We start from the raw sequence: 25440 nt of genomic DNA, 5'->3' as shown, positions 1-25440 counted from the left end.
CGAACTATCAGACTTGGTAGTAGCGCCGGGGCCCGTTTCGTTTGTGGAGTAGATAGGCAGGATGCAAGGCTATTTTTTATACATTTGCACAAGTACTCATTTGTACAAACGCCATGGCTGTCCCCGTTCCCGTTCCCATCGACCAGCGCTTTGCTCAACTTATTAAACAGTTTGGCTTAACGAAAAACAGCTTTGCCATGTCGTTGGGCAAAACGGCAAGCGTGGTGCAACACCTTATTGACGGCCGCAATAAGCCAGGTTACGACCTTCTATGTAAGGTTTTTGAGATTTACCCAAATGTATCAAGGGACTGGCTGCTGCTGGGCCGTGGTCCCATGTTGGTAAGCGGCGAGCCTGTCGTTAAGCATATGTCTCAGGTCGCTCTGCCCGCGCCGGAACCAGCCCTTGAGTCCATTGATTTGGAGGAAATCGAAGTGCCACCGCATCGTCGGTCCGGTCCTGGCGTAGCGGGTACTCGCCTGCAGCCAGCCGAAATTGCCGCCACGTTGGCGCTGGCCGCGGCAGCGGCGCAGCCTGCTCGGGCAACGGCTACTGTCCCCGAAGTGGCGCCGTTTGCCGAACCTGCTCCGAAGCCAGTGGCCGTGCCCGAGGCAGCAGCTTACTCGGCCGCTACTACCACGTCCGCTCCAGCTTTTGAGCCGCAGATTGTCACTCCCGCCCCGGCACCAGTGGCTCCGGAACCTGCCCCAAGTGCGGCTGCACTACCGGTAAGCGCCCCGGCAGCTCCCGTTCAGGCAGCTGTAGCGGCCGTGCCAGCACCAGGCCCCGAAACGTATGTGGCTGCGGCGCTACATGCCCAGCACCTCCAGCACCAACTGGCCCTTTCCGAAATGCGCAATCAGCACCTGCTCGAGCAGCAGCAAATGCTGCGTGAGATGCTGGCCATGGCCCGGCAAGCCATGGTTTAGGCCAGCACGCCCATTTCTTCGGCTTCCATCAGTCCCAAAGCGCTGACGCCAGTCAGGCGCAGGGTTTTCATTTCGCCCACCAACAGCGGGTCATATTTTGCGGCCACCCGGATGTAATTGGGCGTAAAACCCTCCATGCGGCCATCAGTTACATCATCTTCAAACAGCACGTCGGTTTCCAAGCCCAGGTGCTGCTCGTAAAAAAAGCGCTTTTTCTTTTCCGATAAACTGCGCAGCTGCGTGGTGCGTTCGTGCCGCACCCTGTCCTGCACCCGGCCGGGCAGGGTGGGGGCCAGCGTATCGGGGCGTTCCGAGTAGGGGAATACGTGGAGGTAGCTGATGGGCAGCTCGTTGAGGAAGTTGTACGTGTCGAGGAAGTCGGCGTCGGTTTCGCCGGGGAATCCAACAATCACATCGACGCCAATGCAGGCGTGCGGCATCAATTCCTTGATGCGGGCCACCCGGCTGGCGTAGAGGGCCCGGCGGTAGCGCCGGCGCATCAGGCCCAGTATTTTGTCGGAGCCGCTTTGCAGCGGAATGTGGAAGTGCGGCATGAAGCGCGCCGAGTCGGCCACGGTGTCCAGAATATCGTCGGTGAGCAGGTTGGGCTCGCAGCTGCTGATGCGGAACCGGCGAATGCCCGTGACATCATCCAGCGCCCGCACCAGCTGGGTAAAATCTTCGCGACGCTCGCGCTCGGGCCCCTGCAGGCCAAAGTCGCCGAGGTTGACCCCGGTCAGCACTATTTCTTTCACCCCGGTTTCGGCTAGCTTTTCCACGCGCTCTACTACGCTGGCTATGCTGCCTGAGCGGCTGCTGCCCCGCGCCAGCGGAATGGTACAGAACGAACAGGAGTAGTCGCAGCCGTCCTGCACTTTCAGGAATGTGCGGGTACGGTCGCCGTACGAATGAGCCGCATGAAACTCGGTGGCTTCCGAAATAGGAGAGGCGTGTACCTGCCCGGGCTGGCCCGGCGCCGGCTTTTTGAAATCAGCCAGAATGTCGACCAGCTGAAACTTCTCGGCCGCGCCAAGCACTGCGCTCACTCCCGGTATCGTAGCAATTTCCTGAGGTTTGAGCTGTGCGTAGCACCCCACAATAGCTACAAAAGCCTCGGGGTTGTGCTTCAAGGCCTGCTGCACCACTTTCCGGCACTTGCGGTCGGCGTGGTCGGTGACGGAGCAGGTATTAATAACGTATAAATCGGCCCCGGCTTCGAAGGGTATTTTCTGAAAGCCCTTCTCTTCGAACTGGCGGCCAATGGCCGAAGTTTCAGAGAAGTTCAGCTTGCAGCCGAGGGTATAAAACGCAACAGATTGGGGGGTAGGCATAGTCCCGCAAAGGTACGAACGAAGCCGATGGCGAAAGAAAGCCACTTGTGGGGCCGGGGCCCGAGTAGGAGAGAGCCCTTAAGGTAAGGCTTACCATTCAAGCGGTAAAACTTTCGATTACTCTCTACTTCTTCGAAAAATCATCCAGCGTAATCTGCTGCATGGCTTGACCCAACTGAAGCTGGGCATTGGTCACGTTTGCGTCGCGCCCGACCACATGCCGGCTCACATTGTCGAAAGTTAAGGTGCCAGCGGGCGACACGGCGCCGAAACCATTATTATAACAATAATAGGCGAAGGAGATAGGATTGGCGGCCAGCAGGTCGCGGCTCCACACGAAGCTGGTGGCCGGCAAGCCCAGTTGCTGCAAAAGCGTGGCGGCTACGTCTGTCTGTGAGCCTATGGTGCTCACCACGCGCCCCCGCGCCTCGGGCCGCAACGCGCCTCCGGCCAGCAGAAGCGGAATGCGGAATTTCTCGGGACTGCTATTTTCTGAGTTGCCCGGCAGGTGGTGGCCATGGTCGGCCACCAAAACCAGCAGCGTATTGGCATACCACGGCTGTTTTTTGGCTTCCTGCAGAAATTTCCCCAAGGCAAAGTCTGTGTAGTAAACCGAATTGCGAAACAGCTGCTCTTCGGAATTGCCCGGAAATTTGGTTTTGATGGGCACTTCGAAAGGCTCGTGGCTACTCAGCGTGAAGGCCGTAATGAAAAACGGTTGGGGTTGTTGCCGGGCATCGGCCAGGATGCGGTCGAAGAGCGTGCCATCGTGAGCACCCCACTTTGAGTTTTGCTCGGCCAAAGAGAAATCAGTGCGTTCGGTGATTTTTTCATAACCGGCCGTTTGCAGGTAGCCCCGCATGTTGGCAAAGGCGAGCTCGCCCCCGTAGTAATAGTGCGAGCTGTAGCCCGCTGTTGCCAGCGAGCGGTTTAGGTGGGGGAGGTGCTCGTTTTTTCTCGGAAACTTGATGATACTGGTGGTGGGCTGGTTGGGGTAGCCCGAGAGCAACGAAACCAAGCCTTTCTGGCTACGGTCGCCAGCCGCGTAGATGTTCGTAAATAAGATGCCTGTGCGCGCCAAGCTGTCCAGGCTGGGGGTAACGCCGGGCTCTCCGCCCACGCAGCCCACCAGCTTGGAAGTGAAGCTTTCGAGAATAATAAACAACACATTGGGCCGGGAGGTAGTGAGCACCGAGGCCGTAGGGGCAGGCGTAACCGGGGCGGCTACCGCCCGCGGGTAAATAGCTGATACCAGCCGCCGCGCCGTGCTGTCGGGCATGAAGGCGGGGGGCATCTGCTCGCCGGAGCGCAGGATAAGGGCGCTTACTAAGTTCCAGGGCGCATTTAGGGCCGAGTGATTGGCAAAGGCAATGCGGGAAAAGTAAACGTCGCTTTGGTTAACCGGAATCTGTTGGGTGCCCCCGCGCAAGGGTATTATAAGAAGGGCCGCGTACAGCACCGACGCCAGGGCCGCACGCCCGCGACCAAACCACGCAGGCAGCGGAGGCAGCGTGCCAACCACCAGCCTGTACAAACCCCAGCTGGCGGCCAGCAGCCCCACAAAAAGCCCCACCAGCAGCGCCAGCGGCGCACTGCCGGCCGAAGCCATCATTTCCTTGGGGGAGTTTAGGTACTGCAGCGGCGTGTCGTCGAGCCGGAACCCCCAGGTTCGGTACAACTCCAGGTCAACGGTTATTAATAGCGTCAAAAGAATGCCTACTACTATTGAGTAGCTCTTTATGACGCCCCGCAGTGGAAAGCGCGGCAACAGGCTACCTATTATAAAGGCTACGAATGGTAGCAGGCACACATAGGCCGCAACGGAGGCGTCGAGGCGCAGACCGTAGGCAAACGTGCCGAGAACGGTGCGGACGGGTAATTGTGCTGTTGCTCCATTGTGATACGCCAGAAAAAAAGCACGTCCCAGAAAAAAAAACAGGAGCCAAAAAAGGAAGTAGCGCGGTTGAAACGCGAAGCGGTTTTTCACCTTACAAAGATAGAGGCCCTGCATAAGTGACCAGAAAAATGAGAAAACAGTTTGTTTATCACATAAGTGTTGCTAATTTTAAAAAAGGGGGTCAACTATAGGGCACTATTGCTCAAAAGTTAACTTTAAACATAAAACCACCTTTATTTTTGAGGTAGTGGTGACGAGAAACTGATTCGTGTTTTATCTTTGCCATCACAAAAGCAACCCAGTCGTTTAGATTATACCCCGTTCGGTTACCCCCTCATGGCAATTCTCCGCTTCAAAGCATTAGAACTCGTCAATCAGCGTACTCCCATTACAGTAGTTCCCGCTGCTGCGCGTCGTTCCGATAGCTTTGGACAAAACGTGTTCAACCTGGAAGCCATGCGGGCGACCATGCCTGGCGACTACTTCAAAAAACTGCAGTCGGCCATTAAGCAAGGCGCTACCGTGGAGCACAACGTAGCCGATGCGGTAGCCTCTGCTATGAAAACCTGGGCCATGGCCAAAGGTGCTACGCACTATACGCACTGGTTTCAGCCGCTCACCGGCTCGACGGCTGAAAAGCACGATTCGTTCTTTGACTTGAATTCGGACGGACGTCCGATTGAAAACTTCAAAGGCTCGGCGCTGGTGCAGCAAGAGCCCGATGCCTCTTCGTTTCCGAATGGTGGCATCCGCAACACGTTTGAGGCCCGCGGCTACACCGCCTGGGACCCCACTTCGCCTGCCTTCATCATCGAAACAGTAGGTGCCAAAACGCTTTGCATTCCGACGATTTTTGTGGCCTACACCGGCGAGGCGCTTGACTACAAAGCCCCGTTGCTGAAGTCGCTGGCCGTGCTCGAAAGAGCCGCCTTGGATGTTTGCCAATATTTCGACAAAGACGTTAGCCGCGTAAACACCACCCTGGGCATCGAGCAGGAATATTTCCTGGTTGATAAGGCGCTGTACGATGCGCGCCCGGACCTAGTAATGACCGGCCGCACGTTGTTTGGCCACGCGCCGGCCAAAGGCCAGCAGCTCGACGACCACTATTTCGGCTCGATTCCGGCCCGTGTGCACGGGTTTATGCTTGAGTTCGAGGAAGAAGCCAACATGCTCGGCATTCCGCTGCGCACTCGCCACAACGAGGTAGCCCCCAACCAGTTTGAGTGCGCGCCCACGTTTGAAGATGCCAACCTGGCCATCGACCACAACCAGCTGTTGATGGACGTGATGGACCGTGTAGCTGAGCGCCACAACTTTAAGGTGCTACTGCACGAGAAGCCTTATGCCGGCGTGAACGGCAGCGGCAAGCACAACAACTGGGCATTGAGCACCGACACCGGTGTCAACCTGCTCGCTCCTGGCCGTCGCCCCAAAGAGAACCTGCAGTTCCTGGCCTTCTTTATCACCACCATTCAGGCCGTGCACCGCTACGCCGACTTGCTGCGCGCCAGCATCGCCTCGGCTTCGAACGACCACCGCCTGGGGGCCAACGAAGCACCTCCGGCCATCGTTTCGGTATTCGTGGGCTCGATGCTTGACTCCGTGCTCGACGAGTTGGAGCGCACTGCTAAGCTGCCGCTTGACAAAGGCGACAACATCTACCTCAAGCTCGGCATCGACAAGATTCCAGCCATTCTGCTCGACAATACCGACCGCAACCGGACTTCGCCTTTTGCCTTCACCGGCAACAAGTTTGAATTCCGCGCCGTAGGCTCTTCGGCCAACTGCTCGTCGTCGATGACGGTGCTCAACACCATTGTGGCCGACCAGCTCATTGACTTCAAGGAAGCAGTTGATTCCCTCATCGACCAAGGGAAGAAGAAGGAAGTAGCCATTGTGGAGGTGCTGCGCGAGTACGTCATTAGCTCCAAAGCCATCCGCTTTGAAGGCAACGGCTACTCCGAGGAGTGGAAGCAGGAAGCTGAGCGCCGTGGCCTCAGCAACATCGCCACCACGCCCCAAGCCCTCGACGCGTTGGTGCGTGAAGACGCCGCCGAGCTTTTTGCCCGCCACGGCATTTTCTCGGAAGTGGAGCTGCACGCCCGCCACGAAATATTGCTGGAAGAATACCAGAAGAAAATTCAGATTGAAAGCCGCGTGCTGGGCGACTTGGCCGTAAACCACGTCATCCCAACCGCGCTGGCCTACCAGACCAAGCTGGTGAACAACGTGCGCGGCCTGCGCGAGTTGGGCCTCGACGATGAGCACAGCCAGGTAACGGTTGACATGATTAAGAACATTTCGCGTTACGTCGCCACCATCAAAACCAATGTGGATGAGATGACGGAGGCGCGTAAGCAAGCCAATAAAATCGGAGACGCCCGCGAGTTAGCGGTGACGTACTGCGAAAAGATTAAACCAAAATTCGACCCCATTCGCCGCGCTGTAGACAAGCTCGAGCGCATGGTGGCCGACGAGGACTGGCCCCTGGTGAAATATCGCGAACTTTTGTTCAGCCGATAAATCAGGGGACGGAATCGGGTCCGGTGTTGGGTGGGAATTCTCGCCGCGCCCCGGTTTTGAAAGAGCCATCTCAGGTGAGGTGGCTTTTTTTGGAGAACGACCGCAAACGTTTGCGGAAACTTGCTTCCTTGTTAGCGGGCTATTCAGGCCCCGGCTTTATGCTGGGCCGGACGATGGGCCTGCCGTACTTTCCTCTTTTTGAAGCTTTTTAGCCCCTTTGCTATGCTTAGCTGTCTCGGCGGCGGGGGCTGCGAGTAGCAGTGGTAGGCGGGGCGTCACGCCTTGCTCGTCGTCGAGGATTTCGACGCTGCTACCGGGGTCGGGCACCAGTATTTTCCAGGTGGCGCTGCGTAGCTCGTCTAGTTTCGCAAGGGCTTCGCCCACGGTTGCGTTGGCCTTTATCTTGTCAAACAGGCCCGTTTGGTTGCCCACCATGATAAGCTTTTCCACCACGAAAGGCATTACCCAGCCCACTACGTTGGAGGCGAGTGCGCCGCGTAGCCCCAGGCGCACCAGTAGGGCCACCGTCATGCGTTCGACGAGGATGATGCGGGCGGCTGGCAGGGCTTTGTCGGCCAGGAAGTCGGCCACCAGCTTGAGGTTGCCTTTTTCCACTTCGGCTCGCAACACGTCCTGCACGCTGTCGAGGGCGCGGGCGGCCAGCTGCCTGAACAGGCGGCCCGTTTGCCAAGCCGCTAAGCCGGTGAAGCGGGCGGCGCCAACTAAAGCAGGAATAAATTGGGGTTTTCTCACGTGGAAGTGGCTTTAAACGGCATCATTTGTGACGGCAAAGGAACGTGCCCGCGGCCATTAGAGTTTACTATAGTGGTTAGCCTTGGGTGTGTGCATTGCTTAATGCCTTATTTTTGCACCCGGGCCGTTGCTGCTTGTCTCTTATATGTCTGATTTGTTGCTGGATATAAATTTACAACACCTGCCCGATGATTATTTCGGTGGCGAGTGGCACGTTGCCACCCGCGTATTGAATCGAAACGACCCCGGCAGCCCCATGGCGCTAGCCACCCGCCTGGTTCTTGCGCCGGGCCAAATGGAGACACAGGTAGCCCCTGCTGGCCCCAACCACACCGGCAAGTGGGCCGTGATGCGCGATGAGCTCATGAACCGCCCTTACCTCAGCTTCGAGCTGCCCAACGAAGCCACCCGTGCCCTGGTGACGCGGCTGCGCCGCTCGGCCGATGGCCTGCGCAGCGAGCTAAATCTGTACTTCGCATCGGGCATGGAAATGCAGCTCGACCGCAGTTAATTTCTCCCAGACGACTTTTAAGCACTTTTGTTCGTGAGTATTTTGCCTTCTAACACGGCGCTGCCTGCGTCGGCTCTGCCAGCCGCTTATCAAAACGGCCATGTTGGGCCCGAGCAGTTTATGTTTCTGGCCGATGTGATTCCGCAGCTGGTTTGGATTACCGACCCAGCCGGTTTCCACACTTACTTCAACCAGCGCTGGATTGATTTTACGGGCTACAACCTAGCCGACAGCGTGGGGCCGGACATGTGGAATAACCTCCTGCACCCCGACGACCAGGCGCGCGCCCGCCAAGTGTGGGGCCATTCGCTGGCCACTGGCGTAGACTACAGCATCGAATACCGCTTTAAAGCCAAAGACGGCTCTTACCGCTGGTTTTTGGGTCAGGCCCTGCCGCGCCGTGACGAGGATGGCCAGATTGTGGCCTGGTTCGGCACGTGTACCGACATTCAGGAGCAGCGCCAGATGCGCGAGCAACTCGAGGTGGCTTACTCCGATTTGGAAGCCAAGGTAATGTTCCGCACGCTCGATTTGGAGCGTGAGATACTGGACCTAAAGCGGCGCTTGCAGGAAAACCAGGCCTAGAACGACTCTTAATAAGATGAATAAAGCGGCTCTTCGGAGCCGTTTTTCGTTTAGGCTACTTCATCAGTAGCACAGGGTAGGTACCCAATGCCATTTTATTCATGAACGCCATCATCATCCAACAGCCTGGCGGCCCCGAGGTATTGCAGCTGCGCCAGCAGCCAAAACCAAGTTGCGCTCCTCACCAAGTTCTTATAAAAGTGCACGCCGCGGGAATAAACCGCCCCGACGTGCTGATGAGACAAGGCAAATATGCCGCCAGTGGCGACGTGACGGGCTTGGTGCCTGGCCTGGAGCTGGCCGGCATAGTGGAAGCTTGTGGTGCTGACGCAGCTCGTTGGAAACCCGGCGATGCCGTGTGTGCTCTGCTGCCCGCGGGTGGCTACGCCGAATATGCCGTGGTGGATGCGCGACACTGCCTTCCCGTGCCGAGGGGCGTGAAAATGGTGGAAGCCGCGGCGCTGCCCGAAACGGTGTTTACCGTGTGGCACAATGTGTTTCAGCGGGGAGCGCTACAAGCCGGTGAAACGTTGCTGGTGCACGGTGGCAGCAGCGGCATCGGCACCACGGCTATTCAATTGGCCAAAAGTCTGGGCTGCCGGGTGGCCGTTACGGCCGGCGATGATGCCAAGTGCGAGGCCTGCCGGCAGCTGGGTGCCGACTGGGCCATAAACTACAAAACTGAGGACTTTGAAGATGTTTTGCGAGCGGAGGGCGTGGACGTAGTACTCGACATGGTAGGCGGGGAGTACACGGCCAAGAATCTGCGTTTGCTGAAAGACGATGGGCGGCTCGTTTTCATCAATGCCATGCAGGGAGCCGCAGCCGAATTCAATGCCCTTGAGGTGATGCGTCGCCGACTTCACATCACCGGGAGCACCCTGCGGCCCCGTTCCGACGATTTTAAAGCCGCATTGGCTGCCGAAGTCGAAAAGCACGTGTGGCCACTGCTGACCGCGAACAAATTTTGGCCTGTCATTTACACGACGTTTCCGTTGGCCGAGGCAATGGCCGCGCACCAGCTGATGGAAAGCAGCGCCCACGTCGGCAAAATTGTGCTGAGAGTGGCCGAATGAATCACGCAAAAGAAAGGTCCCGCTGCCATTGGCAGCGGGACCTTTCTTTTGAGGCAAGTTGCTATTCGCTACTTAGGCCCGCTTCCATTTAATGGTGCAGCCGATGGCTTTGGTAGAATTGGTAGAGGCGGGCTTGCCGGCCATGATTTCGGTCATGGCATTCTCTACGTATTTTGTCTTCACCATCTTAGCATCTTCGGAGTTGTCATCGATGGCGCCGATGTACGACACCACAAAGTCGTCGCCCTGACGCTTGAGTACATACAGATGGGGGGTGCGGGTAGCCCCGTAGGCTTTGGCTACCTGCTGCGTTTCGTCAATCAGGTAAGGGAAAGCGTATTTTTTGGTCTTCATGGCTTCGAAGGAGTCGCCGGGCGCTACGGCGGGGTCGTTCGGATTGATGGCCACTACGGGGTAGCCCTGCGGGGCATACTTTTGGTTGAGCTGGATAATCCGGTTCTCGTAGGCTTTGGCGTAGGGGCAGGTGTTGCAAGTAAACACCACGATGTAGCCCTTCGCCTCCTTGTTGTCGGCCAGGGAAACCATCTTGCCGTCGATGTTTTTGAGCTTAAAGTCAGCAGCTTTATCACCTACCTGATATCCATCGGCCAGGGGGCGAAACATGAAGCTGCTCAGCAGCAGGGCAAAGCAGAGGGTCAGGAGCGGAAGGGCCTTTTTCATGGGGTAAGGAGTTAAAGATTACAGGATTGATTTACAGAAATTTTTGGAGGGCGGCGGTGAGCTCGGCTTTGCTGAGCTCTTGCTCGAATGTAGCTCGTTTTTTGGTTTTGTTATTGAGAATCAAAGTGAAAGGCAGCGAGCCCGACCATTTGGGGTCAACTTTTTCAAGCCAGGAATTGGGGTCTGGCTCGTTGAGAAGCACTACTTCGGATTTTAAGCCCCGCTGCTTCACAAAAGGCTTTACTTTTTTGTCCAGTTGGGAGGCGTAGTCCAGGCTGACCAGCAACACTTTTACTTTTTTGTTGGCGTTCGCGGAGCGGACTTGCTCGAAGTTGGGCAGCTCCTTCACGCAGGGCCCGCACCAGGTAGCCCAGAAATTGATAACGTAAGTGGTATCAGTGGCCCGGGCGAGGCGCTGCTGCAGCTCGGGAAACTTGATGACTGCTACTTGCTGGCCAAAGCCGGGAGTGGCTAGCAAAAGGCCACAGCCAAGCAAAACGGTTTTCACGGATATCATAAGCGACGATTGGGCCTGTTGGAAAGCGGGCGCGGGACCATAACGTGGCAAACAGCGCCAGTAGTGCAAGCTAACCTGCCCGCTGCGATGAAAGACAGCCAGGCCGCGAAGAAGTTGCGGGGCAAATAGGTGAGGGCCCACCCGGAAGCGCTTTACCTTTGTGCTACGGGGCAACTTTCACCCCTCGACCATAGTTTTTGGTTTATGAATAAGACGTATTGCCCCAGCCTGACCGAATACAAGCGCCGCGTAGCTCGAGTGGTGAACATTGGCGAAGTGGCGCTGGGTGGAAACAACCCTATCCGGGTGCAGAGCATGACCACCGTCGACACCATGGACACCATGGGCTCGGTAGAGCAGACGCTGCGCATGGTAGCGGCTGGCTGTGAGTACGTGCGCATCACGGCGCCCAGCATGAAGGAGGCCCAAAACCTTTTGGAAATCAAGAAAGAGCTGCGCAAGCGCGGCTGCAACGTGCCGGTTATTGCCGACATTCACTTCACTCCCAACGCTGCCGAACTGGCCGCCCGCATTGTGGAGAAGGTGCGGGTGAACCCCGGCAACTACGCAGATAAAAAGAAGTTCGAAGAAATTGAATACACCGACAGCACGTATGCGGCCGAGGTGGAGCGCATTCGGGAGCGGTTTCGGCCGCTGGTGAAAATTTGCAAGCAGTACGGCACGGCCATGCGCATCGGCACAAACCATGGTTCGTTATCGGACCGTATTTTGAGCCGGTATGGTGACACTCCATTGGGCATGGTGGAGTCGGCGCTGGAATTCCTGCGGCTGTGTGAGGAGGAAAACTACTACGACGTGGTGCTGAGCATGAAGGCCAGCAACACCCAAGTGATGGTGCAGGCCTACCGCATGCTGGTGCAAAAGCTGGACGAAGAAGGCCTGCAGCCTTACCCGCTGCACCTGGGCGTGACCGAAGCCGGCGAAGCCGAAGACGGCCGCATTAAGTCGGCGGTGGGTATCGGCACGCTGCTGGAAGACGGCCTGGGCGATACCGTGCGCGTGAGCCTCACGGAGGCGCCCGAAGCTGAAGCGCCCGTGGCTAGAATGCTGATTGACCGCTATACCAACCGCGCCGAGCTGGCCCAGCCGATTGCGCCGCTGGTGGGCGAAATGCCAATCAATCCGTTCCAGTACATCCGTCGCGTGACCCGCGAGGTGGCCAACCTAGGCGGGCAGAACGTACCCCGCGTCATCACAGACCTGTCGCGCCTGCCCAACCTGGAGTATGCCGACTTGCGGGCGGCCGGGCAGCTGTACTCGCCCTTTCTCGACAAATTCCAGATGTCGGACCTAGGTGCCGATTACATCTATACTGGCCAGCGGCCCGCACCGTTCATGCTGCCCAATGGCCTGAAGGAATTGGTGGATTACACCGCCTGGCGCGATGCCGGGCACCGCGAGGAGCACTTTCCTGTATTCACGCCGGCTGAGTACGCCGTGACGGCCGTGCGCCATCCGGAGCTGAATTTCGTTTTTCAGAACCTGGCTTCGCTCACGGGCCCCGTCCTCGATAAGCTGCGCGCCGACAGCACGGTCGTCGTCATTCTCTACTCTGATAATGAGCACGCCATGCCGGAAATCCGGCGAGCCTTCTTCGAATTGATGAGTGCTGGCGTGACCTGTCCCGTGGTTATCAACCGTCAGTACCCGGACCTTACTCCCGAGGAAACTCAGCTTTACGCCGCCACCGATGGCGGCGGGCTCTTGCTCGACGGCCTGGGCGACGGCATCGTGCTCAGCACTGAGCTGCTGCCCGAGCGCAGCAAAGAAGAGTGGCTGACCACCCTCGATGGCCTCAATCAGCTGTCATTCGGCATCTTGCAGGCGGCCCGCACGCGCATGAGCAAAACCGAATACATCAGCTGCCCCAGCTGCGGCCGGACGCTGTTCGACTTGCAGGAAACCACGGCTATGATTCGCAAGCGCACGGACCACCTCAAAGGGGTGAAAATTGGCATTATGGGCTGCATTGTGAACGGCCCAGGCGAAATGGCCGATGCCGATTACGGCTACGTGGGCGTGGGCAAGGGCAAAATTGCCCTTTATCGCGGGCAGGAAGTCATCAAGAAAGCTGTGCCCGAAGAAGCTGCCGTGGATGAGTTGATTGAGCTGATGCGGGAGGATGGTCGCTGGATTGAGAAGGAAGTTATGGAAGAGCCGGTGGGGGTGTAGGCCCAAACTGGATGTTGGTTGCGGTTGGGAATGAGAGGGCTCTGCAGTTAATGCGCTTCTCAATTTTGACGGGGCGGTTTAGGCTGGAGTAAGCTCACCGTTAATTCGTATGGAAACAAAACCGGGCCCGCCTACTTAAGGCGGGCCCGGTTTTGTGTTCGAAAAGCCGGGTTTTGTATAGGTCCACGCCTGACGTGTTGCCGGAGCTTTGTGGTGTTCAAAAGCACATACCATTTGCTAATCACACCACACAATGAGTACTATTAAACGAATAGCCCTGGGTAGCCAAGGCCTGGAAGTATCGGCCGAGGGCCTAGGGTGCATGGGCATGTCGGGCTTCACCGGCGGCACCATTTACGGAGCCACCGACGACACCGAAAGCATTGCCACCATCCATCGCGCCCTGGAACTGGGCGTGACCCTGCTCGATACGGCCGACGTGTATGGCCCTCTGCATAATGAGCAACTGGTAGGCCGGGCCATTGCTGGCAAGCGCAATCAATTTACCATCGCCACCAAGTTCGGCTTCGAACTGGACGACTCCGAAGCGCCCACTTGGAACTACGCTTACAACGGCCGTCCTGAGTACGTGCGCAAAGCCATCGAACGCTCATTGCGCAACCTCGGCACCGACTATGTTGACCTCTACTACCTGCACCGCCTCGACCCTAGCACCCCGATTGAGGACACAGTGGGCGCCATGAGTCGGCTGGTGGAAGAAGGCAAAGTGCGCTATCTAGGCCTGAGCGAGGTGCCGGTGGACATCCTGCGTCGGGCCCACGCGGTGCACCCCATCACGGCTTTACAAACCGAATATTCCCTCTTCGACCGGGGCGTGGAGGAAAACGGGGTGCTGGCCGCCACCCGCGAGTTGGGCATTGGCTTTGTGGGCTATTCGCCCCTTGGGCGAGGCTTTTTGTCGGGCGAGATTAAGTCACCCGATGACTTCGAATCCACCGATTCGCGGCGTATGTTCCCCCGCTACCAAGGCGAAAACTTCTACAAAAATCTGGAGCTGGTAGAGCAGCTAAGGATTTTGGCCGAGGCCAAGGGCGTGACTGCCGCGCAGTTGGCCTTGGCCTGGGTATTGGCCCAGGGCGTGGTGGCAATCCCTGGCACCAAGCGCCGCAATTATCTTGAGGCCAATGTAGCCGCTGCCAGCCTGACGCTAACCCCAGCCGAGTTGGCTGAATTAGAAGCTATTTTGCCTGTGGGCAGCGTGGCGGGTGCCGCCTATCCGGTCGGTATGTAAAACTGGCAAGGTCGGCCTTAATGCCGGCCTAAATGCCGGCTGGCTGCCGCACGCCTTCTTCGTCAATCGGTTTCCCTATGAAGCACCCTGCCAAAGATTTTCGCGTGCTACCAACCGTAACCGACTATACCCGGTTCTATGGCCTGCCCGCGCCTACTCACCCGCTGCTCACGCTCATCGACCTGACCAAGGCCCGTGAGCAAGCACAGGGCAAGGATTTGCCGGAACTGCTGGACCCGGTGGTGCCCCAGCTCTACACCATTTTTCTCAAGCGCAACCTCAACGGCCCGCTCTACTACGGGCACCAGTCCTACGACTTCCGCGAGGGCGTGTTGGGCTTTTCGGCTCCTGGCCAGGTGTTTCAAGTCGATGCCTCGCTGGACACCTCGCAGGTTAGTGGCTGGATGCTGGTGTTTCACCCCGACCTGCTGCTTCGCTACCCGTTGGGTAAAAAAATAGCCAACTACGGTTTCTTCGCCTACGAAGTGCACGAAGCCCTGCACCTCTCGGCCCAGGAGGAAAGCCTGCTCGACGCCTTGCTTCACGGCCTGCGCACCGAGGCTGAGCGGCCCATCGACGCCTTCAGCCAAGACGTGCTGGTTTCGCAGCTGGAGGTGCTGCTCAACTACGCCAACCGTTTCTATCACCGCCAGTTCCTTACCCGGCGCGTGGCCGAGCACGACCTGCTGGCCCGTTTTGAATTAATACTACGGGGCTATTTTGCCCAGGAAGGGCAACTACCCCTGCCCACAGTGCAGTACTTCGCCGATGCCTTGCACGTGTCGCCCGCCTACCTCAGCGACATGCTGCGCAGCCTTACCGGCCAAACCAGCCAGCAGCACATCCATCACGCCCTTATTGAGAAAGCCAAGCATTTGCTGCTCAGTACCTCGCTTGCTATCAACGAAACGGCCTTTCAACTCGGGTTTGAGTACCCGCAATATTTCAGCCGTCTTTTCAAAAGCAAGACCGGCCTGAGCCCGGCTGCATTCCGATTTTCAGCCCATTGAGTGGCATTTACAGCAGTTTGGAAGACCTATGGTGTGACCAGGAGTGTCAGCTCTACCGCTGTGGCAATCCTCAGTGTTCGCCGCTGTGCGCGACTTAAGATGCCACCTGTACCAACACATGCTGCAGGCAACCCGAGGGATTGGACCAAGTGGTCCCGTCGCGTGAGTTGCTACTGCCTCCGCATTTCATTCCAGCCTTTCAGCTTTACTAACCCCTTCTTATGAACCTTACATCATACCGCACCCTGGGCCGCTCCGGTCTCATTGTCAGTCCGCTCAGCCTGGGCACCATGACGTTTGGCACGCCGCGTTGGGGCTCGCCCGATACAGTGTCGAAAGCCATTTTCAATGCTTATGTGGAGGCAGGCGGCAACTTCATTGACACGGCCGATGTGTATGCGGGCGGGCGTAGTGAAGAGTTGGTCGGGCACTACATGGCCGAGCAGCGCCTGCGCGATACCCTGGTGCTGGCCACCAAGTTTGGCTTTTGTGCCCAGCCGGGCAGCCCCCACGCTGGAGGCAACGGGCGCAAGCACATATATCAGGCGCTGGAAGGCTCGTTGCGCCGGCTCAAAACGGACTACATCGACCTGTATTGGCTGCACGTTTGGGATACGGTGACCCCCGTGGAAGAGGTCCTGCAAACGCTCGGCGACCTCGTGCGGGCGGGCAAAATCCGTTACTTCGGCTTCTCCGACATGCCGGCCTGGTACGTGACCAAAGCCGCCGCCCTGGCCCAGGCCCACGCCGTACCCGGCCCTATTGCCATGCAGCTCGAATACTCGCTGGTGGCGCGCCGTATCGAAAGCGAATACGTGCCCGCTGCCCAGGATTTGGGGCTGGGAATTACGCCTTGGAGCCCCCTGGCGGCGGGTTTTCTGGCTGGAAAATACGAGAGAGCAGGGGAAGGCGCGGCCAGCGGTGCGGGCCGGCTTACGGGCCCCAATCCGTTTGGCAACCGGAAATTCACTGAGAAAAACTGGCAGATTCTGGACGCCCTGCGCGTGGTGGCGGCACAGCTGGGGCGGCCGCTGGCGCAAGTGGCCCTGGCCTGGGTGTCGGCGCAGCCTAGCATCACTTCGCCTATTGTGGGAGCCAGCCAGCTCGAGCAACTGCACGACAACCTCGGCTCGCTTGATGTGCAGCTTAGCGCCGAGCAACTCCGAACGCTGGACGATGCCAGCATCGAAGACCCATTCCAAGACCGGCTTTGGAGCCTGATGAAAGGGCCTGTTTTTGGTGGCGCAAGCGTGCTGGGCTGGCGTTAGCAAAGCCATTATCACAAGCAAAACCGGCGCGCTGCTTCCTTCATATTCGAAGCTGAAATTTGAACCTCATCCGGAGAAGCATCACTTACACTTCTCCTTGCGGCGCGTGTCGATGATGTGCGCAATTTTCCAGCCATCGGCCAGCTTCACCAGTTGAAACGAGTTGTAGCCGCAGTGACTGAAGGTGTCGCCATTGTAGAACTCGTAGGGCGTCCAGACGCTGGCCAGGTAGGCGTCAATCAAGACTTTGTCGAAGGTGATGCGCTCGTCCCACACTTTGGGGTGAGGCGTGCCCACCGCTTTTAGGAAACCATTGATGTTCTCAATTTGGAGGGCAGGAGCTTGGCCGGCTTTGCTGCCGATGGAGTGAAATACCGCGGCCGGTGCCAAGGTACGGCGCACCATGGTGCTGTCGCCGCGGCGCATGCCATCGAAGAAAGCATTGATGGTTTTCTGAACCTCGGCGGTTTCAGGGGAAGCGCTTTGCGCGTGGGCGGCGAGGCTGGCGCCAATCAGCAGGCAGCAAAGCAGTGGAGTAATGGTTTTTATCATAACAGTGAATGGTATGGGCTAAGGGCAATAGCCTGGGCCAAAAGTTGCGCCGGCGCTGGAATGGCTGCTCGCCTTAGTGCTGCATATTTGGAAATTCGGAAAAACGCCATGCTTATCTGGCGTCCGCGCAGCCGAAACATCTCTACCGCTTCGTTAGCGTAATTCAACGAAGCGGTAGAGATGCTTCGATAAGCTCAGCATGACGTGCTATTTGTGAACTAAGCGAATTTCAAACAAGCTCTTAGCTTTGCCGGCTCATGAAAGTAAGCACTACCCAACCCGAACTAGTGAGCCAGCTTGAGGCCGATGGCTTTGCCATCGTGGCCGGCCTCTATGAGCCAACTGAAGTGGCGGCCTTGCTTCGCTGTATCGAAACTGCGTCGGGCAGTGGGCCTAATTTTCGGCGCAGCCAGGAGTTGTTTGCCATTCGGAACGTGGTGGGCGAGGTGCCGGACTTGTGGCCGCTACTCGATACGGCAGCCCTCCGAACGCTGCTAGGGCAGCTTTTTCCAGATGGCTGCCACCTCGTCAAGTCCATCTACTTCGATAAGCCGGCGCTGTCGAACTGGCTGGTGGCCTGGCACCAGGACCTCATGATAAACGTGGACCGGCGGGCCGATGCCCAGGGATTTGGCCCCTGGACCAGCAAGCCGGAAGGGGTATCGGTGCAGCCGCCCGTGGCAGTGCTCCAGAATGTGTGCACCATCCGGATTCACCTCGACGATTGTGACGCCAGCAACGGGGCCCTTAAAGTTGTGGCTGGCTCCCACCAGCACGGAGTGTTGCTGCCAGCCGCCTTGCCTGGGCTAACACCCACGGCGGTAGCCTGTGCAGTGCCGGCTGGCGGGGCCATGCTCATGCGGCCACTGCTGCTGCACGCTTCAAATCGAAGCACCAGCCACCGGCCCCGGCGCGTGGTGCACCTGGAATTTGCATCGGTAGAGCTGCCCGAGGAAATACAATGGAGAGAGCGACGGGTGATGTAGGAGAAGCGCTGAAAAGCCAAGCTGCTGAGGTCTTTTTCCGGCTTTTCATCATGCGTGTTACAAGGTTGAATTGAACTTGACTTACAGGCCAGATGAGCTTAAAATCAAGAAGTTGAATAATGATTTTGCAGATGCATTTCAGTGAAAATGAATGCGAAAATTCTTGGCAAAAGCAAATCATTCTAGCCTGCACTTTGTTACTTTACTGAACCAAAACACCACCCGCCATGAACGGTAAAAACCTTTTTAACTTCGGTCCGGTCCTCGGTTATTACTTCCGCGGCAAGGACCCTAACCGCAAGACCAACTTCAACATGAAGACCATGCACTTCATCAATAAGCTTAGCTTGGCGATGTTCCTGGTGTGCTTGATGGTAATGTTGGTACGTTACGTATTCTAATTGCTGAGATGAATATTGAGGATTTTCGGGACTATTGCATGGCCAAGCCTGGCGTGACGGAGGAGACTCCCTTTGGTCCCGAAACGCTCGTTTTTAAGGTGGGGGGTAAGATTTTCGCCCTCACCGACATCGATACCTTCGGCAGCATTAACCTAAAGTGTGACCCCGAGCGCGCCGTTGAGTTGCGCGAAGCCCACGACTACGTGCTGCCCGGCTACCACATGAACAAGAAGCACTGGAACACGGTGCTCATCGGAACCGGCGCTCCGGTAGGCCAGCTTCGCGAGTTGATAGACCACTCCTATGAGTTGGTGCTAGCGTCGCTGCCAAAGGCGGTGCGAGTGATGCTCTAGCTGTCAGTAGCTTCTGTTTGATAGAAAGAAAAGCCTCGCCATTATTTTGGCGAGGCTTTCTGCTTTTTTACAAATTCTAAACAGCTCATTAGAGCTTGATTCGATATGCTGAGCACGGTGAAATTGCGTTCGGTGCAGTCAAACGTGTTTTCTTAACCCGCCAACCACTGCTGCTGTCGTGCTGAGCTAGTGAAGCAACCTACTATGCCACGACGATTCGTCCAAACGTGATAGGATACTTCGCCGGCTCAGCATGACAGGAGTGGTGGTTCAGCTTGACTACTGGCCCACCAGAAAAACAGCATTGCCGAACAACAGCTTGCCGCCTTGCCAGAAGGCGCGGAATAGCGGGTTGTCGCCGAGGTACACAATCTCGCCGCGGCCGAACTCCTGAGTGCCTACTACGAAGGTATCGTTCAGCTCCTTACGGGCCTTGGCGCCGATGAAGCCGGCCGAATAGCTGTCTTTTTTGATGACGCCGACATTCCAACCGCCCTTTTCCATGAAGCGGTAGTTCAGCGGGGTGCGAACTAGGGCGAAGTAGGTGTCGCCGTAGCCGAAGGCCAGCGGGTGCGTGTTGTCGAGCTGCACGCGGTAGACGCTGCCTTGCACGGCCTCGCCGGCTTCTTCGCGGTCGGTATCGCCGTAGCGGCGGAGCAATTTATATGGGTTGGCCTTAGCCTCTTTTTTGATGGCAACGGAGTCAACTGCTTTGGCTTTGAGGAGGAAGTCTTTTTTGGTGGAGAGGAATTTGGCGGCGCCTTCCAGGGCGATGAGCTTGCCGCCGTCACGCACCCAGGACTTCAAGCTTTCCAGGGCCTTGTCGGGGTAGATGTCGGCATAGTTGCCATTGGGCAGAATCAGGACGTCGTATTTCTGCATAGCCACGCGGCTGAGGTAGTCGCTGCCGAGCACGGTGATGGGGTAGCCGAGCTGCTGCTCGAAGAAATGCCACACTTCCCCGAAGGCCGTGGCATCGACACCCGGCCCGGCAACCACGGCCACGTTGGGCTGCTTCACAAAGCGCACCGTGCCCGAGCCTAAGTCGCGGCCCGATGTGGAGAAGCCCGATTTTACGGCCGTTACCACCGTGCCGGCGGAGTCGGCCTGGGCGCGCACCAGCTGGTCAAAGAGCGGGCCCATGGCCTCGTTTCCCGTCCGGGTGATGACGAGGGTGCCGGGGGCGTATTTCTGCCCTTCGGCTTCAAATTCTTTGCTGGCGTAGCGCACTTTCACTTTTTGCTGCAACAAACGGCTGAGGAAGCGCACGTCCTGCAGGCTGTTCCAGCGGGCCAAGTAGGCGTAGGGGCGCTCATTGGGGGCGGCCGCGCTGCCGCGCACCATGGCGGGGTTGGGCGTGGCGCCGGATGCGTCGAGGCGCCCGGCCAGGGCGTAGGCTTTCACGCCGAAAGCGTAGGGCAAGGCCCATGAAGTAATGTCGTAGGTAAGGGAGTCTTCCAGCTGCGGGCGGGGCTCAAACAGCACCTTCACCAGCGTGGATTTGGGTTGGTACATGCTCACCACCACGTCGCGCGGCTCAATTTGGACGCTTTCGGTTTTGCCGGAAGTGTAGTTGTAGCCGCGGGTTTTGGTGCGCTTGGCAGCGAAGCCGTAGCTGATTTGCTGGCGGTCGAGGTACTGCGTAAAGTTGCGCAGCTGGCCGGGGTCGTTGCCGGCCGAAACGACGTAGGTTTTGAATTCGCCCTGGGGCTTGGTTTTGGCGTTGGTGAAGTACGCTTGGAACTCGCGTAGCAGGTCGTCGTGGCGCTCGGCGGTGGCCTGAATGGTGGCGCGGCTGGCGGAATGGTGGTGGGCTATGCGCTGGCTCAGAGTGAGCGTATCGCCGTCCTGGCGGGCATAAGCCACGCCGGCGGGGCCGCCGCCGCCTTGCTCATAGGTCATGCCGATGGCGCCGTTAAAGGTGGGCCAGGTATCGCCGTAGGTGGGGGCAAACAAGTCGTAGGTCTCGCGGGTGAAGTACAGCCAGTTGTTCTTGTCGAAAGCTACCTTGTTGTAGTCGCCCAGAATGTCCTGAAACTTGCGCTGCCAGGGCGTAATGTCGGCGTGGAAGGGCTTAGCAGCGGGGGAGAAATAGTAGGTGTTGTTCGGCCCCATCTCGTGGAAGTCGGCGTGCACGGCGGGCAGCCACTGGTTGTAGAGCACAATGCGCTGCTTCGATTCGGTCTGAGTCTGCCAGGCCCAGTCGCGGTTCAGGTCGAAATAGTAGTGGTTGTAGCGGCCACCGGGCCAGGGCTGGTGGTGCTCCCAGGAATCGGGATTAGCATTGGTCGATTGGTTGTGCACGCGGTTGTACCAGTTGGCGTAGCGGTCGCGGCCGTCGGGGTTCACGCAGGGGTCCACGATGACGACGGTGTTCTTGAGCCAGTCCTGCATCTGCTGGTCTTGCGGGTTAGACAGGTCGTAGAGCACTTGCATTACAGCCTCGGAGGACACGGCTTCGTCGCCGTGCACGTTGTAGCTCAGCCAGCACACGGCGGGTTGCTGGCGTTGGCCGGAGCCGGCTTCCAGGCCGGCGAGCTTGAGGTTGTTGTGGCGCACGTCTTCGAGGCGGCCGAAATTCTCGGTGCTGGCTACCTGCACTACTTCCAGCGGGCGCTTTTCGTAGGTGCTGCCGTAGGGCACCAGCTTCATGCGGCTAGGAGTGTGGGCCACCACGTGGTCTACATACCGCAAAATATCGGCGTGCGTGGTGAAGCGGGAGCCCAGCTTGTAGCCCAGAAATTGGTCTGGTGTGAGCAGCGGGCCGTTTGTTGGGCCTGACTCACTTTGAGCCTGACTTGCGAAAGGAAGCGTGAGGCTGAGCAGCCAAAAACCCACAAGGCACAAAGCACGAAGCGGGCGGTGGTTGCCAAAAAGTACGGAATTCATCAAAATGAGTGTGTGCGTGAGAAATTGAAATATTGCCGCCTGCACACAAAGATGCAATGCTGAACCTATCAAAGGCAGGCCTGCAGAATACTAGTGCTTCACGGATAAAGCGTGCGCATGAAACATGCAAACCGACAATATTCGGCCATGACCCAGGCCCTAATAAATTCTTGCCGCAAGCCTTTCTGACGGGTAAAGCTGCACGAAACATGCAACACCATAACTGCGTTGCAGCTAAAAGAATAAGCGAAAATTCGTACCTACTCCAGCCTTTGCCATGGACTCCCCGAAACACAATCCCGATGCCGCGCTTTCCCAGCTCGTGCGCTACGTTCTGACCATTGGCAACATGCAGGGGCCCGACTCCATTGCGCAAGTGCGCGAGCAGCTCACCGGACTGGGCTTCGTGGTTGACCGGCTAGAGGAGGGCGAAGCTGAAATTGCCTCAACCCACAGCAACGGCCCAGGCCTGGATGCTATCCGCGTAGCCCTCGAAGCCGGCGGCTTTCAATTATTGGAAGCGGATACCAACGTAGGGTAAGGACTGGTATGGGTTAAAATAATAGGGCCCGCGGCGAAAGCTGCGGGCCCTGTTTTATTCAAAAGCTAAGGTCGTTTACACCACCACGTTCACCATGCGGCCGGGCACCACAATCACCTTCTTCGCGGCTTTGCCTTCGCCAAACCGCGTTAGGAAATCGGAACCCAAAACAGCGGTTTCAATCTCCGAAGCCGTGGCCGCGGCAGCAAACTGCAACTGCTCGCGCACCTTGCCGTTGATGGCAATGGGATACGTCACGGTGTCTTCCACCAGGTATTCCTCGCGAAACTCGGGGTAGCCCGCGCTGCTGATGCTGCCGGCCTCGTGACCAAGCTCCTGCCATAGCTCCTCAGCCAGGTGGGGCGCGTAGGGGGAGAGCAACAGAACGAGCGGCTCCAGGACGGCGCGCTTGTGGCAGTTGAGGGCGGTCAGCTCGTTCACGGTAATCATGAACATGCTGACCGAGGTGTTGAAGCTGAACTTCTCAATATCCTCCTTCACCTTCTGAATGGCCCGGTGCAGGGCCTTCAATTCGACCGGGTTGGCGGGCTCGTCGGTCACAGCAAGGGGGCCATCTTCGGGGTGGAAGAGGCGCCAGAACTTCTTGAGGAAAGTACCCACGCCGCTGATGCCGTTAGTGTTCCAGGGCTTGTACTGCTCTAGCGGGCCGAGGAACATCTCGTAGAGGCGCAGGGCGTCGGCGCCATATTTGCCAATTAGAACGTCGGGGCTTACGACGTTGTACTTGGATTTCGACATCTTCTCGATTTCCACACCGCACACATAAGTGCCGTTGTCTTCAAGGATAAATTCGGCACCCTCGTATTCATCGCGCCATTTCTTGAAGGCGTCAATGTCAAGTACATCGTTTTCCACGATGTTCACATCAGCGTGAATAGGAGTGAGAAGCGGACTGCCGAATAGAGCACTCGCAGTAGACCCACTATTACCAACTGGCTTTGCAAGCTTACCGACTATTTCTCTCAAACGAGTACGAACAACTCCTTTTTTATCTTTTAGTACTTCGTATGGATTCTCGTTCGAAGAAAGTTGCTCGTAGATGCCTTTTGATACAAAAACTAAAGGACCGTTCGCCTTTTGTGATTTGCCGATTTCATCGGGCTGGGAATAAGTTAAATTCAAACGGTACACAAAATTCGAGCGCCCTAGAATCATGCCTTGGTTAATCAGCTTCTGGAAAGGCTCGTTGCCGCTCACGAGGCCTAAGTCTTTCAAAAACAGATACCAGAAGCGGGCGTAGAGCAAGTGGCCGGTGGCGTGCTCGGCCCCGCCCATGTAGAGGTCTACGGTGCCCCAGTACTGCTCGGCTTCCTCAGATACAAAGCGGGCTTCGTTGGTCGGGTCCATGTAGCGGAGGTAGTACCACGACGAGCCCGCCCAGCCGGGCATGGTGCTCAACTCGTAGGGGTACTGGTCGCGGTAGAGCCAGTTTTGCGCACGGCCGAGGGGCGGCTCACCGGTTTCGGTGGGCTTGTACTCGTCGATTTCAGGCAGCACCAGCGGCAAGTCGCTTTCGGCGATGCCGTAGGCGGTGCCGTCCTTGTAGTAAATCGGAATGGGCTCGCCCCAGTAGCGCTGGCGGCCGAAAATGGAATCGCGCAGGCGGAAATTGACCTTGCCGCGGCCCAGGCCTTTCTCTTCGAGGAAGGCGATGAGCTTGGTGGTGGCCTCCTTATAGGTTAGGCCGTTGATGATGCCGGAGTTGATGTAGCGGCCCTCCTTGGTGGGGTCGGCTTGCTTTTCGAGGCCCTGTTGGGCGTCGGAAATGGCCGGGATGGGCAGGCCAAAATGCTGAGCAAACACGTAGTCACGCTGGTCGCCGCTGGGCACGGCCATCACGGCGCCGGTGCCGTAGCCGGCCAGCACGTAGTCGGCCAGCCAGATTTGCACAGGCTCGTTGTTCACCGGGTTCAGGCCGTAGGCGCCGGTGAAGACGCCGGATACGGTCTTGGTATCGGCCATGCGGTCGCGTTCCGAGCGGCGCTTGGTGGCGGCGATGTACTCGTCGACGGCAGCGCGCTGCTCGGGTGTGGTCAGCGTATCCACCAGCTCGTGCTCGGGGGCCAGCACCAGGAACGTGGCGCCGTAAATGGTGTCCACTCGCGTGGTGTAGACCTTGATTTGGGCGTTTTCGTGGTCTTTGACTGGGAAAGTGACTTCGGCGCCAATGCTGCGGCCTATCCAGTTGCGCTGCATTTCCTTCACCGCATCGGGCCAGTCGATAGTGTCGAGGCCTTGCAGGAGGCGGTCGGCGTAGGCCGTAATGCGCAGGTTCCACTGGGGCATGAGGCGGCGCTCGACGGGGTAGCCGCCGCGCTCCGACACGCCGTCTTTCACCTCGTCGTTGCTGAGCACGGTGCCCAGGCCGGCGCACCAGTTCACGTAAGTGTCTTGCTGGTAGGCCAGGCGGTAGGGGTGCACGGCCGCCAGCTTCTGGTGCTCGTTGAAGAGCTGCCACTGGCCGGCAGTGAACACCTGGCGCTCATCGGCATCGCCGGCGGCGTTAATGCCTTCGCTGCCGCGCTCAGCAAAGCGGGCGGTGAGCGCGGTCAGCGGCTCGGCGCGGTCGGTGTCGAGGTTGTACCAGGAATTGAACAGCTTGAGGAAAATCCACTGCGTCCACTTGTAGTAGCTGGCATCGGAGGTGCGGATTTCGCGTTCCCAGTCATAGCTGAAGCCCAGGCTGCTGAGCTGCTTGATGTAGGTATCGATGTTTTTCTCCGTGGTCAGGGCCGGGTGCTGGCCGGTCTGAATGGCGTACTGCTCGGCAGGCAGGCCGAAGGAGTCGAAGCCCATGGGATGCAGCACGTTGAAGCCCTGCAGGCGCTTGTAGCGCGTTACGATGTCGGATGCAATGTAGCCCAGCGGGTGCCCCACGTGCAGGCCCGCCCCGGAGGGGTAGGGGAACATGTCGAGCACGTAGTACTTGGGCTTGTCGGAATGATTCTGTGCTCGGAAAGTGCTGTGGGCCTTCCAGTGGGCTTGCCACTTCTTTTCGATTTCTTCGGGGCGGTATGCGGGCATCTTCGGCGGAGTTTATTCGAGGGCAAAGGTAGGAGGTAGCGGAAGTAGCGCGAACTTTGTAGTTCGCGTCCCCGCGCCGTTCAGCAGATTCGAACGGCGCGGGGACGCGAACTACAAAGTTCGCGCTACAGTCGTGCGGCTTTT

The 25440-nt window shown here is 57.9% G+C and carries 21 protein-coding genes; 13 read left to right on the top strand and 8 right to left on the bottom strand.

Annotated elements, in window-relative coordinates; all coding sequences use genetic code 11:
- Nucleotides 1-368 precede the first annotated feature (368 nt).
- Nucleotides 369-929, top strand: a complete 561-nt coding sequence (locus BMZ66_RS04220; RefSeq protein ID WP_143080049.1) for a hypothetical protein — start codon at nucleotides 369-371, stop codon at nucleotides 927-929.
- On the opposite strand, the gene mtaB is transcribed toward BMZ66_RS04220, so the two are convergent.
- Together mtaB and BMZ66_RS04210 are read right to left on the bottom strand one after the other, a co-directional pair.
- Entirely contained in the window at nucleotides 926-2260 is a 1335-nt protein-coding gene (gene mtaB / locus BMZ66_RS04215; RefSeq protein ID WP_092669272.1) for a tRNA (N(6)-L-threonylcarbamoyladenosine(37)-C(2))-methylthiotransferase MtaB, read from the bottom strand. The two genes, BMZ66_RS04220 and mtaB, sit on opposite strands and share 4 nt — an antisense overlap.
- A gap of 124 nt (nucleotides 2261-2384) precedes the next feature.
- Complete coding sequence (locus tag BMZ66_RS04210) at nucleotides 2385-4247, bottom strand: LTA synthase family protein (protein ID WP_143080048.1); 1863 nt, start codon at nucleotides 4245-4247, stop codon at nucleotides 2385-2387.
- Nucleotides 4248-4493: 246 nt separating this feature from the next.
- On the opposite strand from BMZ66_RS04210, the gene BMZ66_RS04205 reads away from it, so the two are divergent.
- Nucleotides 4494-6683 (top strand): glutamine synthetase III family protein, encoded by a 2190-nt coding sequence (locus BMZ66_RS04205; RefSeq protein ID WP_092669266.1) that lies wholly within the window; start codon nucleotides 4494-4496, stop codon nucleotides 6681-6683.
- Nucleotides 6684-6839: 156 nt separating this feature from the next.
- Here the strand turns inward: BMZ66_RS04205 and BMZ66_RS04200 are convergent, their stop codons facing one another.
- The gene (locus tag BMZ66_RS04200; RefSeq protein ID WP_092669264.1) at nucleotides 6840-7436 is read right to left on the bottom strand and encodes a hypothetical protein; all 597 of its coding nucleotides are present in this window, start codon (nucleotides 7434-7436) and stop codon (nucleotides 6840-6842) included.
- A gap of 145 nt (nucleotides 7437-7581) precedes the next feature.
- Between BMZ66_RS04200 and BMZ66_RS04195 the strand changes: the two genes are divergently transcribed.
- The 3 genes from BMZ66_RS04195 to BMZ66_RS04185 all read left to right on the top strand — a co-directional run bounded on the left by BMZ66_RS04195 (nucleotide 7582) and on the right by BMZ66_RS04185 (nucleotide 9608).
- Nucleotides 7582-7947, top strand: a complete 366-nt coding sequence (locus BMZ66_RS04195; RefSeq protein WP_092669262.1) for a hypothetical protein — start codon at nucleotides 7582-7584, stop codon at nucleotides 7945-7947.
- A 33-nt stretch (nucleotides 7948-7980) separates the two neighbouring features.
- Nucleotides 7981-8532: a PAS domain-containing protein gene (locus BMZ66_RS04190; protein ID WP_143080047.1), complete on the top strand. Its 552-nt coding sequence runs from the start codon at nucleotides 7981-7983 to the stop codon at nucleotides 8530-8532.
- A gap of 101 nt (nucleotides 8533-8633) precedes the next feature.
- Nucleotides 8634-9608, top strand: coding sequence for an NAD(P)H-quinone oxidoreductase (locus BMZ66_RS04185; RefSeq protein WP_092669259.1), 975 nt, complete (start codon nucleotides 8634-8636; stop codon nucleotides 9606-9608).
- Nucleotides 9609-9680: 72 nt separating this feature from the next.
- On the opposite strand, the gene BMZ66_RS04180 is transcribed toward BMZ66_RS04185, so the two are convergent.
- Nucleotides 9681-10289 (bottom strand): thioredoxin family protein, encoded by a 609-nt coding sequence (locus BMZ66_RS04180; RefSeq protein ID WP_092669258.1) that lies wholly within the window; start codon nucleotides 10287-10289, stop codon nucleotides 9681-9683.
- A gap of 31 nt (nucleotides 10290-10320) precedes the next feature.
- Nucleotides 10321-10797, bottom strand: a complete 477-nt coding sequence (locus tag BMZ66_RS04175; RefSeq protein WP_234794967.1) for a TlpA family protein disulfide reductase — start codon at nucleotides 10795-10797, stop codon at nucleotides 10321-10323.
- A gap of 213 nt (nucleotides 10798-11010) precedes the next feature.
- On the opposite strand from BMZ66_RS04175, the gene ispG reads away from it, so the two are divergent.
- The 4 genes from ispG (at nucleotide 11011) to BMZ66_RS04155 (ending at nucleotide 16529) form a co-directional block, all read left to right on the top strand.
- Nucleotides 11011-12999 (top strand): (E)-4-hydroxy-3-methylbut-2-enyl-diphosphate synthase, encoded by a 1989-nt coding sequence (gene ispG / locus BMZ66_RS04170; RefSeq protein ID WP_092669256.1) that lies wholly within the window; start codon nucleotides 11011-11013, stop codon nucleotides 12997-12999.
- A gap of 253 nt (nucleotides 13000-13252) precedes the next feature.
- On the top strand, nucleotides 13253-14251 hold the full coding sequence (locus BMZ66_RS04165) for an aldo/keto reductase (RefSeq protein ID WP_092669254.1): 999 nt from the start codon (nucleotides 13253-13255) through the stop codon (nucleotides 14249-14251).
- Nucleotides 14252-14328: 77 nt separating this feature from the next.
- Nucleotides 14329-15261 carry a helix-turn-helix domain-containing protein gene (locus BMZ66_RS04160; RefSeq protein WP_177204588.1) on the top strand — a complete coding sequence of 311 codons (933 nt, stop codon included), beginning with the start codon at nucleotides 14329-14331 and terminating at the stop codon, nucleotides 15259-15261.
- A 221-nt stretch (nucleotides 15262-15482) separates the two neighbouring features.
- Nucleotides 15483-16529, top strand: coding sequence for an aldo/keto reductase (locus BMZ66_RS04155; protein ID WP_092669251.1), 1047 nt, complete (start codon nucleotides 15483-15485; stop codon nucleotides 16527-16529).
- A gap of 81 nt (nucleotides 16530-16610) precedes the next feature.
- Here the strand turns inward: BMZ66_RS04155 and BMZ66_RS04150 are convergent, their stop codons facing one another.
- Nucleotides 16611-17081, bottom strand: coding sequence for a nuclear transport factor 2 family protein (locus BMZ66_RS04150; RefSeq protein WP_092669249.1), 471 nt, complete (start codon nucleotides 17079-17081; stop codon nucleotides 16611-16613).
- Between the two features lie 257 nt (nucleotides 17082-17338).
- Here BMZ66_RS04150 and BMZ66_RS04145 point away from each other — a divergent pair, with 257 nt between their 5' ends.
- The 3 genes from BMZ66_RS04145 to BMZ66_RS04140 all read left to right on the top strand — a co-directional run bounded on the left by BMZ66_RS04145 (nucleotide 17339) and on the right by BMZ66_RS04140 (nucleotide 18821).
- Nucleotides 17339-18067, top strand: coding sequence for a phytanoyl-CoA dioxygenase family protein (locus tag BMZ66_RS04145; protein WP_092669244.1), 729 nt, complete (start codon nucleotides 17339-17341; stop codon nucleotides 18065-18067).
- A 227-nt stretch (nucleotides 18068-18294) separates the two neighbouring features.
- Nucleotides 18295-18468 (top strand): DUF6728 family protein, encoded by a 174-nt coding sequence (locus BMZ66_RS25480; RefSeq protein WP_177204587.1) that lies wholly within the window; start codon nucleotides 18295-18297, stop codon nucleotides 18466-18468.
- A gap of 8 nt (nucleotides 18469-18476) precedes the next feature.
- Complete coding sequence (locus tag BMZ66_RS04140; protein WP_092669230.1) at nucleotides 18477-18821, top strand: MmcQ/YjbR family DNA-binding protein; 345 nt, start codon at nucleotides 18477-18479, stop codon at nucleotides 18819-18821.
- A gap of 279 nt (nucleotides 18822-19100) precedes the next feature.
- Here the strand turns inward: BMZ66_RS04140 and BMZ66_RS04135 are convergent, their stop codons facing one another.
- On the bottom strand, nucleotides 19101-21710 hold the full coding sequence (locus BMZ66_RS04135) for a M14 family metallopeptidase (protein ID WP_092669228.1): 2610 nt from the start codon (nucleotides 21708-21710) through the stop codon (nucleotides 19101-19103).
- Between the two features lie 277 nt (nucleotides 21711-21987).
- On the opposite strand from BMZ66_RS04135, the gene BMZ66_RS04130 reads away from it, so the two are divergent.
- Nucleotides 21988-22251, top strand: a complete 264-nt coding sequence (locus BMZ66_RS04130) for a hypothetical protein (RefSeq protein WP_092669226.1) — start codon at nucleotides 21988-21990, stop codon at nucleotides 22249-22251.
- Between the two features lie 75 nt (nucleotides 22252-22326).
- Here the strand turns inward: BMZ66_RS04130 and BMZ66_RS25975 are convergent, their stop codons facing one another.
- Complete coding sequence (locus BMZ66_RS25975) at nucleotides 22327-25296, bottom strand: leucine--tRNA ligase (protein WP_092669225.1); 2970 nt, start codon at nucleotides 25294-25296, stop codon at nucleotides 22327-22329.
- Nucleotides 25297-25440: the final 144 nt, after the last annotated feature.

The sequence above is a fragment of the Hymenobacter arizonensis genome (assembly GCF_900115775.1).
GTDB classification, from domain to species: Bacteria; Bacteroidota; Bacteroidia; order Cytophagales; family Hymenobacteraceae; genus Hymenobacter; species Hymenobacter arizonensis.
The sequence above is the reverse complement of the archived record's forward strand: the minus strand, read 5'-3'. Positions and strand labels throughout refer to the sequence as shown.